This window comes from Pseudoalteromonas sp. G4, assembly GCF_028875915.1.
Classification (GTDB): domain Bacteria; phylum Pseudomonadota; class Gammaproteobacteria; order Enterobacterales; family Alteromonadaceae; genus Pseudoalteromonas.
Genome location: NZ_JAPEHW010000012.1, coordinates 55,143 through 66,882, shown reverse-complemented (window position 1 = coordinate 66,882; position 11,740 = coordinate 55,143). Strand labels below are relative to the sequence as shown.

Genomic DNA, 11,740 nt, shown 5'->3' with positions numbered 1-11,740 from the left:
TAATTGGCATCACATTGCTTTCAATTCAAGGTAAAGACAAAGCTACCCCTATTCCATTCGGCCCTTATATTGCTGTTGCTGGATGGATATCACTGATATGGGGCGAGTCAATTCAATCGGCATATTTAAATTTGCTTGCTGGTTAATATGGCTATTCCTATTTTAGGGCTTACCGGTGGTATCGCTACTGGTAAGTCGACCGTTTCGAATCTCTTCAAAAATTTTGGTATTACAGTCGTGGATGCGGACTTAATCGCCCGTGAAGTAGTAGCGCCGCAGACTCCAGCCCTTAAAGAAATTGCAAAGCAGTTTGGCCCAGAAATATTGCTTGATAATGGTGAGCTCAATCGCGCTAAGTTACGCCAAATTATTTTTAAAAACGAGTCAGATAAATCATGGCTAAATAATTTGCTACATCCCATTATTCGCCAAGAAATTATCAATCAATTAAGTGAAGCAAAAGGACCATATGTTATTTTAGATGCCCCACTGCTGTTAGAAAATGACTTAGACCAACTCTGTGCTAAAACCATCGTAGTGGATATTCCAACAGAGCAGCAAATTGAACGCGCAGCATCCAGAGATAATGTGTCTAAAGAGCAAATTATAAAGATTATTAAGTCTCAAATGCCTCGAACTGAAAAACGCGAAAAAGCTGATCTAATCATTGATAATTCAGGCTCGATTGAAAATACACAAAACCAAGTATTATCTATTCATAATTCATTACTATCGAATTAGTTTTTCCCCTGCGACAAACTTACTTTTAAAACATCTTACCAACCAAAACTTGCAATCTTCATTTTCTCAACAACACTTAAGTATATGAAAAATTGGGGGCAAGTTATGAATGTAAACTCTCCGCTTATTCGTAAGTGTGTTGCACTTGGTTTTATCCCAAGTGATAAAGTCTCTGTTGCATCAACAGCCAATATTCACACTAGTGAGTTTATTCTCAATAACAGCAACCTTTCATCTAAAGAGTTAGCAAAACATTGTGCATTATGGTTCAACCTGCCGAGCCTTGATCTGACAAAAGTAGATCCAAGCAATGTACCACTCGATAATATTAGTGAGGAGCTTGTTAAAAAGCATCATCTAATCCCTCTATCAAAAAGAGGTAGAACCCTCTTTTTAGCAACTTCAGACCCAACTGATTTTGATGCTTTTGAAGATTTTGAATTTAATACAGGCTTGCAAACAGAAGCCATTGTTGTTGATTTCAACTCTCTAGAACAATTTATCGAATCTATTTTTAATAAATCTGATGCACTAGAGCTATCAGAAGATGAGTTTGAACAATTTGGCGATATTGAGGTATCAGAGACTGAGGCAAATTTATCAGAAGATAGCTCAACTGATAAAGATGATGCCCCCATCATTGTTTATATAAATAAAATATTGATGGATGCTATCCGTAAGGGTGCATCAGATTTGCACTTTGAGCCTTACGAAAAAACCTATCGTATCCGTTTTCGTATCGACGGCATTTTACACGAAGTGGCCGCACCACCCCAAATGCTTTCATCTCGAATATCGGCACGTGTAAAAGTAATGTCGCGACTAGACATTGCAGAAAAACGTAAACCGCAAGATGGCCGTATTAAGCTAAAAATAACAGCGAAAAAAAGCATTGATTTCCGTGTATCAACGCTACCAACCCTTTGGGGTGAGAAAATTGTAATGCGGATTTTAGATTCAAGCAGCGCTATGCTCGGCATTGATGTTTTAGGTTATGAGCCAAACCAAAAAGCAATGTATCTCGATGCTTTATCACAACCTCAGGGCATGATTTTAGTAACGGGTCCTACAGGTTCAGGTAAAACAGTATCGCTTTACACCGGCCTTAATATTTTAAATAAACCTGAGGTAAATATTTCTACCGCGGAAGACCCTGTAGAGATAAACTTGGTAGGCGTTAATCAAGTGCAAATTAACCCAAAAGCCGATATGACTTTTGCCAACGCACTCCGGGCTTTTTTACGTCAAGATCCTGATATTGTAATGGTGGGCGAAATACGTGATTTAGAAACAGCTGAAATCGCCATTAAAGCAGCGCAAACTGGTCACTTAGTTTTAAGTACACTGCATACCAATTCAGCACCAGAAACCCTCACTCGCTTACTAAATATGGGCGTACCTGCTTATAACGTAGCAAGTTCAATCAGCCTCATTATTGCGCAGAGACTTGCTAGGCGCTTATGCAACAACTGTAAAGAACCAGAATCCTTACCATTTGAGGAATTAAAATCACAAGGGTTTTCTGACGAGCAAATAGCTTCTATAACCCTTTATAAAGCCGTTGGTTGTGAGCATTGTACTGAGGGCTACAAAGGTCGCGTAGGTGTTTATGAGGTAATGAAAATTACACCTGAAATATCGCAAATTATAATGTCAGGTGGGAACTCGCTGGATATCGCAAAAGCATCATTGGAGAGTGGTTTTAATAGCTTAAGAATATCAGGCTTAGAGAAAGCGGCAAAAGGAGTTACCAGTCTTGCTGAAATTAACCGAGTAACAAGTTATTAGAAATACATTTAGATATTTCGTATTAATAGCAAAGCTCTTTTATCTAAACTTTACTCTAGCAAATTTATTCTCTAACATTCTTTTATAAAAAATATATCGGATAACTGTAGTGCCAACATCTGTAAACTGCCCAACATGTAAAAAAGAAGTTTTATGGCAAGCTTCATCTGAGTTTCGCCCTTTTTGCTCAAAGCGCTGTCAACTGATTGATTTAGGCGAATGGTCTGAAGAAAATCACACGATTTCAACACCACTTACCCCTGAGCAAGCATTTACACCAGAAAACATTGAGGATATCGAGGCTATGCTTGCAGCTAATCAGGAAGGTTTTTTCAAAGAATAAAACAACACAGTAAAAAAAGTGCAACCTACGGATTGCACTTTTTATTATTAACCTTGTCTCTTGTGATGCTTTGCCATTTTTGCTCTGCGCTTTTTCATCATCTTTTCAAATTTTTCTTGCTGCTCTGAAGTAAGCGTATTCCAAACCGCGTTTTTATTTTTCGCCTTTAACACAGCCATTTCCACTCTTTCGCTTTGGCCTTTAGCAAAAGCTTGACGAAAAGCAGTTTCATCAAAAATTTCAGCGTGAACAAGCGCTTCGCGCCTCCATTGCTGCTTTTTCTGATTCAGCAATCGTTTTAATTTTCTCTTGCTGAGTGGTTGTCAAATCTAGGCGCTCAACTGCTCGCTCAGATAGCAACATTCGATAAATGTTCATACCTGCATTATGAGGTTTCGCTTCTAGGGCTGTACTTGCAAACGCTGCAATTGAAATTGACGCAGCTGATATTAAAAGTTTTAAGTTCATAACATTCTCCAGTTAGGTCTCGTTTAATGTTATGGTTACTTTAACAAGCCCAATGAAAAGCAACGCAAAGCAATGTAAAGGTTATGTAAATTGCTTTTTGCCGTGTAAAAATGCACTTAAAATACACTTATTAGCTGTACAGAATTAGGTATTAACATGAAAGTACTCTTGATAGATGATGATATAGAACTTGTTGAGTTATTGACTGAATACCTTTCATCGCACGGATTTTCAATCACCGCTTATCATCGAGGTGACACAGGCTTATCGCACGCGCAAACACATGACTATGACGTTATATTATTAGACGTGATGCTTCCAGGTATTGATGGCTTTGAAGTGCTAAAACAGCTGCGTCAAACCAAATTAACGCCGGTTATCATGCTAACAGCTAAGGGCGAAGATTTTGACCGAATTTTTGGCCTAGAACTCGGCGCCGACGATTATCTTGCTAAACCATTTAACCACCGAGAGCTATTGGCGCGTGTAAAAGCCATTACACGACGAATCGAAAATATCCAGCAACTAGCCAATAATTCGTTAGAAGAAAATGGCATCCGCCTTACGCCGCATACACGAGAAGCTTTCGCTGCTGAGAACAAAATTGAATTAACAGGTACTGAGTTCGAAATCTTGTTTTTATTACTAAACAATCAAGGCGAAATTGTAAGTAAAGAGGCAATCAGCGAACAAGTACTTGGCAGAAAATTAGCCCCTTTTGACCGCTCAATTGATATGCATGTAAGTAATATTCGCAAAAAGATTGCGGAGCACATTGAACAAGAAAAAATAAAAACAGTCCGCGGTGCTGGCTATATTTTACTTGGGAGCGCCTAATGCTAAAACTTTTTAACCCAAGAAATTATCTATTTTTTAAGATATTTGGTTGGTTTTGGCTCACTATTTTATGCACTTTTTCAGTACTATTCTTGCTCAGTCAGTTAACTGAAACTAGCGTTGATAGTCATACACTTCACGGGCCTAAGTTATTAAACCTCAAACGTCTAGCTAGCGGTTTAGAAAGAGCACAATTGAAAAAGCCAGAAAAAACACTAGAGCAATTGGCATCTCACCCACGCATCTCACGTCATCGCTTACTTTATTTTACGCTGCCTGACAGCAACATTGCTTTTTTTAATCAACAAGCTAAAGAGCAACCTGATGTCAGCTTATTGGCATTCACCCAGCAACTTGCGCCACAGATCATCACAACAGCGCAGTATCGCGCTATAGGGCCTATTAAGGTGAATTATCAAAACCAAGACTACCTTATGTACGATATCGAGCCTTGGCGTTCACCCCCTTTAGGTATTCGCATCGTGTTAATGCCGTTATGGCTAAAGCTACTCGTTGTTATTGGCGCAACTCTTTTGCTCAGCTTGTTTTTTAGCCGAGTGCTAATTAAACCAATAAATGCGTTAAAACATGCGACCTCACAATTAGCAAATGGGCAACTCGATACTCGCGTAGAGGTTACTAATAAATCAGGAGACGAGCTTACAACGTTAGCAAAAGACTTTAACCAAATGGCACAGCGACTAGAGTCTTTAGTTACTAGCCAAAAACGCCTGATGGCAGATATCTCTCATGAATTACGTTCACCACTCACTCGGCTTCAAATGGCAACGGGGCTTGCTCAACTAAAGCAATCAAGTGAGCAAGAAAGTTATTTGGCCCGCATTGAAAAAGAGGCAAATAATTTAGACAAAATGATATCTGATGTATTAAAACTATCACGATTAGAAGCGAATAATCAGTATATTGAAAAAGAGCAGCAACCTTTACAATCTATTTTACAACAGGTGCTTAAAGATGCTGAATTCGAGTCTGAACAACAACAAAAAACACTCACAATTAGCGGTACTAGTCAAAAACAGCTACCACTAGATGCAGCATTAATCGCCAGTGCTTTTGAGAACATATTAAGAAATGCAATTAAGTATGCTAAGTCTGCTATTCACTGCACCATTGATGACAGTGAAAATAGCATCATTATTACCATCTGTGACGATGGTGATGGCGTAAGTGACGCAGATTTACCTTATTTACTCGAGCCGTTTTACCGAGTTTCACAATCACGTGAAAGGCAAAGCGGCGGAGCCGGGCTTGGTTTGGCAATCGCCAAACAGGCAATTGAATTACATCAAGGTGCTATCTCATTAGCAAATCAACCAAACTCTGGGTTAAAAGTAACCATAACACTAAATAATGAAACAAAATAATATTGACCAATTTTGGCAAAATGTAACACATGCAAAATTAAGCTTTCATGGTAACCAACTTAGTTATGCATTTATTATTCCCGAAAACGCCAAAGCGGCTATAACAATCGTTAATGGCCGCTGTGAGAGCTATCTAAAATACCAAGAGGTTGCATACGATTTTTATCGCCAAGGGTTTGCGATTTTTATGTTTGATCATTTGGGACAAGGCCTTTCTAGCCGTTTACTTCCTGTAGTTGATAAAGGTTATATTCATCACTTTAATGATTATATTGAAGGTTTAGCGCTGTTTGTAAAGCAAGTTGTAAAAGCAAACTGGCAAGGCACTCATTTTTTACTGGCGCACTCTATGGGCGCTGCTATTAGCTACCTATATCTTGCAAATCATTCTCACCCTTTCAAAAAAGCAGCGCTTAGCGCCCCAATGTTTGGTATTCCAACACAAGGTTTGCCCTATTCAATTGCAAAACTTTTAGTAAAAGTGTTGAATGCGATTGGATTCAACACTCGCTATTTTTTTGGTCAAGCGGGTTACCAAGAAAAGCCATTTTTAAATAACCAACTCATGAAAAGTGAGCCGCGTTACGCAGCATTTAGAACACTTTATAAAGAAAACCCTGGCTTAAAATTAGGTGGTGTAACTGTAGGCTGGTTAGCACAAGCCTTTAGCGCAATCGATCAAATCAGCAAAACGCCAGCCGCTTTACCAATCTTATTGTTGCAAGCAGAACTAGACACCATTGTAAAAAATAGCGCTCAAGATGAAGTGGTGCATAACAACCACCTAATCTTAAAGAAAGTATATGAGAATAGCTGGCACGAAATTCTGTTTGAGCAAGATCACATACGCAGTCTTGCCTTAAATGATATTTGTGATTTTTTTAAAACGGATCTTTGTGAATAAGTACGTCGACTTCGCCTTCAATTATTTTATGAATAGCGGCTTCAACCTCTTCAGATATTCGATGAGCATGCGCTAAAGTTAAATTGCTATCTAGCTCTAAATGCATCTGAATAAACTTAGTTGGGCCACTTTGGCGTGTTCTGAGCTCATGAAAGCCCAATACTTCTGTATGCGCTAAAATAGCTTTTTCAATCTCAGTTTTAACGTCGTCATCTAGTTCTTTATCCATTAGGTAGTCTGTCGCCTCGCGAGCCACATCATAGGCATTATAAAAAAGGTAACCTGAAATAAGCAGGGTAAAAATACCATCACTATAAACCCAGCCAATGTTAGCTAGTACTAGCGCCACAATGACACTCAGGTTTAACAGTAAATCCCCTTTGTAATGTACCGAATCAGCTTTAATCGCAACTGATTTAGTTTGCCTTAGCGCCCAATGCTGAATAGTGATTATTAACAAAGTACAAAACAGTGCATAGACACTCACTGCTACACCCGTCATTACCGATTCACTAACAACAGGGTTTAACAACCTCTCCACACCGTAAAAGGCAAGTAAACACGCACTACCCGCAATAAATGCAGCTTGCCCTAGTCCTACTAAAGATTCAGCTTTGCCATGACCGAAACGGTGGTCGTCATCAGCCGGTACTAAAGCAATTCTAAGTACCCAAAAATTAATTGCCGATGCAGTAATATCGAGTAAAGAATCCGTCAAAGAACCAAGCATGGTAGTAGATCCAGTGCTAAGCCACGCCCAAAACTTTGCAGCAACCATGGTGCTTGCTAACACTAACGTTAGGCTACTAGAGAGCTTAACCCAATATGCGTAATCTTTTTCTTTCATTATAAACTGTGTTGCCCCTGTGAAATATGAGCATAGAACTATTGCTATTACTTATAGTATCGAACCTGAAAGCTTTGATAAACTACTATAAAACACTTAATCGTAGGTTAAACATGTTAGATATCGTGCTGTACCAGCCAGAAATACCACCAAACACAGGTAACATTATTCGCTTATGTGCAAATACCGGCTTTAAACTACATTTAATCGAGCCGTTGGGTTTTGATTGGGATGATAAGCGCGTACGTCGTGCGGGTTTAGATTACCATGAATTTAGTCATGTAGAACGCCACGCCAACTTAGAAGCTTTTTTAGAAAAAACCCAGCCTAAACGAGTGTATGCTTGCACCACCAAAGGTTCAGGGCATTATCATAAAGCACAATTTGAACGCGGTGATTGCCTTTTATTTGGCCCAGAAACACGCGGTTTACCAAATGACCTCATTGAATCATTACCCAATGAGCAACGTTTACGCATCCCAATGATGCCAGACAGCCGCAGTATGAACTTATCAAATGCCGTAGCTGTTTTCGTGTATGAAGCTTGGCGACAGTTTGATTTTGAAGGCGCTATTTAATAAAAATTAAATTCACATCCCAATAAGGCGCTTTTAACTCGCACTTTGCAAAAATTAAACTAAGCTCAATTTAAAAACACTTGCTAGACAGTTTAATTGAAGCGCCCTACTCTTTTTCATTGTTGCTTAACGTTATTTATATGCCTATTTGTCATATTCAAAAGCGATGCAGATGATATTTCATCACAAAGATTAATAGCGTTAACCGATTTTAAGCAACAGAACATTACTATCAATGATATTGCATCATTAAAAAATGGTGCATCGTTAATTGCGAGCTCGCAAGGCTTGTATATGTTCACGCCTAATAAGCTAGTAAAAGTCAGTGATAACACCTTAAAACACTTAAGTAAATCCTCATTCCATCAAATTGAGCGTGTGAATAACCACCTATTTTTAGCGACTGATAATCAACTTTTAGAATACAACCTTGAAAATCCAGCTCTTGAAACACGCTATAGTGAACATGTTTCAAAGCTAACTAGTGCACATAATCAATTGTTTTTTATCAGTAAAGGGCGACTATTAAACTACCAATCAGGGTGGCAGAAACCTGAAAATCTCACCGCAACACTTAGTGAGTTCGTACTTGATTACCAAATCGTTAATGACCATACATTTTGGCTTACAACAAGTTCAAATAAATTACTCTATTTTGAAAAAACAAAAAATATTAAGAAAACATTTAACTTATCAAACCCAATAAAATCACTTTTTATCGACAGAAAGAACAGACTTTGGTTTACCCAAAATAAAGCCCTTTATTTTATTAGCCCTAGCACATTAGAGATTGAAACCACTGAAGTTAATATTGAAATTGATGCCATTTATTCTATTGGCGGATCTTCCTTATTTCTTGAAAGTAAGGGAGATATTTATCAATATCATTTTGACATTGGCAAAGTGAATGCTTTGAACCTTTCCCTAGTTAGTAACATTTATCCTCTCATAAATGGCGATATTTTATTAAAACATCAAAACACCAATTGGTATTTAACTTCACTAAACGCACTCAATATCACACCATCCAAATTAGAAAATGTGTTTCGGGAGCAATTCTCAGATTACAATTTTGAACAAATTCAGTGGCATGGAGAGTATTTTTACTTACAGAACAAATTTGGCTTGTGGCGCTACCACATTGCCAGCAATCAGCTTTCACAACTTATACAACAGCAAAATATTGAGCATTTTTACTTAAACAATCAAGGGGAGTTATGGTTTTCAGATGCGCAATATATTTACACTTTTGATCTTAAAAGCCATCAACAGCAAACTAAATTCCCTTTCACCCATTCAGTTGCCCTGATTGGAGATGGAAAAAGCCCGCCATACGTTGTCACCACAAAAGGCATTTACCGAAACACTGGCGATGTTACATTTGCGTTTTTTAATACGCCTCAACACGTTGGCGAAATCACATCTGCTAGTTTTTATAACGGCCTGTTTTTCTTAGCAACAAATAACGGTTTTTGGCAAATCAAAAAAACGGCAAATGAATGGCATTATGAGCTTTTATTAAACAACCCTGTACACAACTTTACGCATCAGCAAGAACGCTTTATTTGGCTTCATACAAATGAGCAAGTGCTATTATTTGATGTCGAATTAAAGCAACTTGCTGCCAGGTTCGATAACACAGCACTTTTACATAGCAGCTTTAACTTTTACTACGATAAGCAGCAACATTTTGTTAAGGATAATCAAATTTTTTCTTACCCAATTTCAAATTCAGCTGCTATCTATCCACTTAACGGGCTAGCAGTTAGAGAAATCTATTTAAATGAACAAAGCACTCATTTAAAAACCGATACTCTTGCCCTTACACAGCAAGAAACAAATATCGTTATTTCTCTTTTTGATAACGATGTACCCCCTAACGCCCTCGCCCTAAGCTATCGGTTTTCAGCGGATATGCCTTGGGTAAACTTACCACAAGGTCAAGATACGATTGCATTTCTAGTGAATAATAAAGCATTGCAACAAATCTCAATTTATAACCGTAATGGTTTAATTAAGCAGCCCATATCAATTAATTTTTCACACCATTATTTTCAATTTAATGTTTGGCAAGCTGCCACACAATTACTGCTTTTTAGCCTGTTTATCATCTCGTTTCTTTGGTGGTTTAAACACCGCAAAGATGCTCAATATGGGCTAACATCTGCGCTTCTTGCTCAAACCCAAGAAGCGGTTTGGATCAGTGATGAAGCACTCAAAGTACTTAATGTAAACAAAACGTTTTACACCATTACCGGCTTTAGCCAAGCAGATGTGAAAGGAAAACAACTCAAAGTATTTGATGGCGAATCCCGTAATACAAAACTTGAGCAAATTATTAAACACGCAATAAAAGATAAGGAACGCTGAGCTAATCGCAATTTCATTGAACATAACCAAAATCAAGCTGCCGAGTAAGTTAGGCCTTGATACAGAAATTCATTATGTTGGTATGTTTAAAGATATAACTCAGCAAAAACAACAAGAAAAACAACTAATGGACTTAGCCACGCGTGATCGAATTACCGGGTTACTAAACCGCACAGTGTTTATTGAACAACTTAACTTGGCAATTAATGCAAGTTCAAGTAGCCAGCCTGAATTCTGCGTCTTAATTGTCAATCTAGATAACTTTTATAAGATAAATGATGCTCTCGGTCATAGTTACGGCGATAGAGTCTTAAAAATGGCTGCCCAGCGACTTGAACAAACAATTTCACCAAATTTCACACTAGCGAGCTTAGGCGGTGATGAGTTTGGTATTTTATTGCCACCTCATGTTTTCACACCATTAAATATTTTTAATATTAAGCGTCTTTGTGAAAAGCTTCTTTCTGAGCTGTCGCGCACCATGCTATTAGATGATTTGGATTTATGTTTATCTGCCAGTATAGGCGCTGCAATTTACCCCGATAATGGCTATGATAGCGAATCAATATTGCGTAGCGCTGACTCTGCACTGCAACATGCAAAATCTAACGGAAAAAATACCTTTCAAATATTTAATCGTGCTGTAAAAACCCATTCGCCTGCATCACTTTCAATCGAAAATGAAATTAATCGCGCTATTGTTGAGAAAGAATTTATCTTGTATTACCAACCCAAATTTAATACCCGAACCAATCAAATTTGTGGTGTAGAAGCACTTGCTCGCTGGCCTGATGGCAATCAAGAGATCCGCAGCCCCGCTCAGTTTATCTCCGTTGCAGAAGCCAATAACGCCATTATTCCATTAACTAGAGTATTAATTGAGGTGTGCTGCCAACAAATAAAACAATGGCAACAAAAAGGGATAAAGCTCAACGGTCGTGTGGCATTAAATTTATCAGCTATTCATTTTCAGCGCTCAGATCTAATTGAAGACTTAACAAATTACCTGCAAAAGTACCAGATATCAGGGGACACCATGGAGCTCGAGATTACCGAAAGTGTCATGATGAATGACCCTGAATTTGCACTGCAGCAAATGCTCAAGTTAAAGCGCTTAGGGTTTACCATAGCCCTTGATGATTTTGGCACTGGCCATTCGTCATTAAGTTATCTTAAACAGTTCCCGATTGATCGCCTTAAAATAGACCGTTCATTTGTGATTGATATCGAAAAATCAGAACAAGATAGAAATATCACCGCAACCATTATCCGTTTAGCGAAATATTTGAATATTGATGTTGTTGCCGAAGGGGTTGAAACCGAAGCGCAATCATATTTCTTGCATGTAATGGGGTGTGATGTTGTGCAAGGTTACTTTTTTAGTAAACCGCTACCCTGCGATCAGTTAGAAAAGTTTATCGAACAAACTAAGGTACTAATAAATCATCCTAAATCAAATTAAAAAGGCTTTAACCTAAG

12 protein-coding genes and 1 pseudogene are annotated in these 11,740 nt (G+C 38.2%); 10 read left to right on the top strand and 3 right to left on the bottom strand.

Annotation, left to right across the window (positions count from 1 at the left end; genetic code table 11):
- From ON073_RS06415 to yacG, 4 genes and pseudogenes are all read left to right on the top strand, one after another.
- A pseudogene (locus ON073_RS06415) lies at positions 1-146 on the top strand (prepilin peptidase); the annotation flags it as partial.
- A gap of 1 nt (position 147) precedes the next feature.
- On the top strand, positions 148-741 hold the full coding sequence (coaE, locus tag ON073_RS06410; RefSeq protein ID WP_274761041.1) for a dephospho-CoA kinase: 594 nt from the start codon (positions 148-150) through the stop codon (positions 739-741).
- Between the two features lie 105 nt (positions 742-846).
- Positions 847-2,529, top strand: coding sequence for a type IV-A pilus assembly ATPase PilB (gene pilB / locus ON073_RS06405; RefSeq protein ID WP_274761040.1), 1,683 nt, complete (start codon positions 847-849; stop codon positions 2,527-2,529).
- A 109-nt stretch (positions 2,530-2,638) separates the two neighbouring features.
- Entirely contained in the window at positions 2,639-2,872 is a 234-nt protein-coding gene (yacG, locus tag ON073_RS06400) for a DNA gyrase inhibitor YacG (protein WP_274761039.1), read from the top strand.
- 47 nt (positions 2,873-2,919) lie between these two features.
- Here the strand turns inward: yacG and ON073_RS20580 are convergent, their stop codons facing one another.
- Together ON073_RS20580 and ON073_RS06390 are read right to left on the bottom strand one after the other, a co-directional pair.
- A complete protein-coding gene (locus tag ON073_RS20580; RefSeq protein ID WP_446728515.1) occupies positions 2,920-3,051 on the bottom strand; it encodes a hypothetical protein in 132 nt (43 codons plus the stop codon).
- 61 nt (positions 3,052-3,112) lie between these two features.
- Complete coding sequence (locus tag ON073_RS06390; RefSeq protein WP_274761037.1) at positions 3,113-3,340, bottom strand: hypothetical protein; 228 nt, start codon at positions 3,338-3,340, stop codon at positions 3,113-3,115.
- A gap of 156 nt (positions 3,341-3,496) precedes the next feature.
- On the opposite strand from ON073_RS06390, the gene ON073_RS06385 reads away from it, so the two are divergent.
- Genes ON073_RS06385 through ON073_RS06375 form a run of 3 tightly spaced genes read left to right on the top strand, consistent with a single transcriptional unit; the run spans position 3,497 to position 6,466 of the window.
- Complete coding sequence (locus ON073_RS06385) at positions 3,497-4,177, top strand: response regulator transcription factor (protein ID WP_274761036.1); 681 nt, start codon at positions 3,497-3,499, stop codon at positions 4,175-4,177.
- The gene (locus ON073_RS06380; protein ID WP_274761035.1) at positions 4,177-5,562 is read left to right on the top strand and encodes an ATP-binding protein; all 1,386 of its coding nucleotides are present in this window, start codon (positions 4,177-4,179) and stop codon (positions 5,560-5,562) included. Before ON073_RS06385 ends, ON073_RS06380 begins: the two co-directional genes overlap by 1 nt.
- A complete protein-coding gene (locus ON073_RS06375; RefSeq protein ID WP_274761034.1) occupies positions 5,549-6,466 on the top strand; it encodes an alpha/beta fold hydrolase in 918 nt (305 codons plus the stop codon). The genes ON073_RS06380 and ON073_RS06375 overlap by 14 nt, the downstream gene beginning before the upstream one ends.
- Here ON073_RS06375 and ON073_RS06370 read toward each other — a convergent pair.
- Entirely contained in the window at positions 6,444-7,313 is an 870-nt protein-coding gene (locus ON073_RS06370; RefSeq protein ID WP_274761033.1) for a cation diffusion facilitator family transporter, read from the bottom strand. The two genes, ON073_RS06375 and ON073_RS06370, sit on opposite strands and share 23 nt — an antisense overlap.
- A 113-nt stretch (positions 7,314-7,426) precedes the next feature.
- On the opposite strand from ON073_RS06370, the gene trmL reads away from it, so the two are divergent.
- The 3 genes from trmL (at position 7,427) to ON073_RS06355 (ending at position 11,723) form a co-directional block, all read left to right on the top strand.
- Positions 7,427-7,891, top strand: coding sequence for a tRNA (uridine(34)/cytosine(34)/5-carboxymethylaminomethyluridine(34)-2'-O)-methyltransferase TrmL (gene trmL, locus ON073_RS06365; protein ID WP_274761032.1), 465 nt, complete (start codon positions 7,427-7,429; stop codon positions 7,889-7,891).
- Positions 7,892-7,987: 96 nt separating this feature from the next.
- Positions 7,988-10,261, top strand: a complete 2,274-nt coding sequence (locus ON073_RS06360) for a PAS domain-containing protein (RefSeq protein ID WP_274761031.1) — start codon at positions 7,988-7,990, stop codon at positions 10,259-10,261.
- Positions 10,262-10,277: 16 nt separating this feature from the next.
- Positions 10,278-11,723 carry a putative bifunctional diguanylate cyclase/phosphodiesterase gene (locus tag ON073_RS06355; RefSeq protein ID WP_274761030.1) on the top strand — a complete coding sequence of 482 codons (1,446 nt, stop codon included), beginning with the start codon at positions 10,278-10,280 and terminating at the stop codon, positions 11,721-11,723.
- Positions 11,724-11,740: the final 17 nt, after the last annotated feature.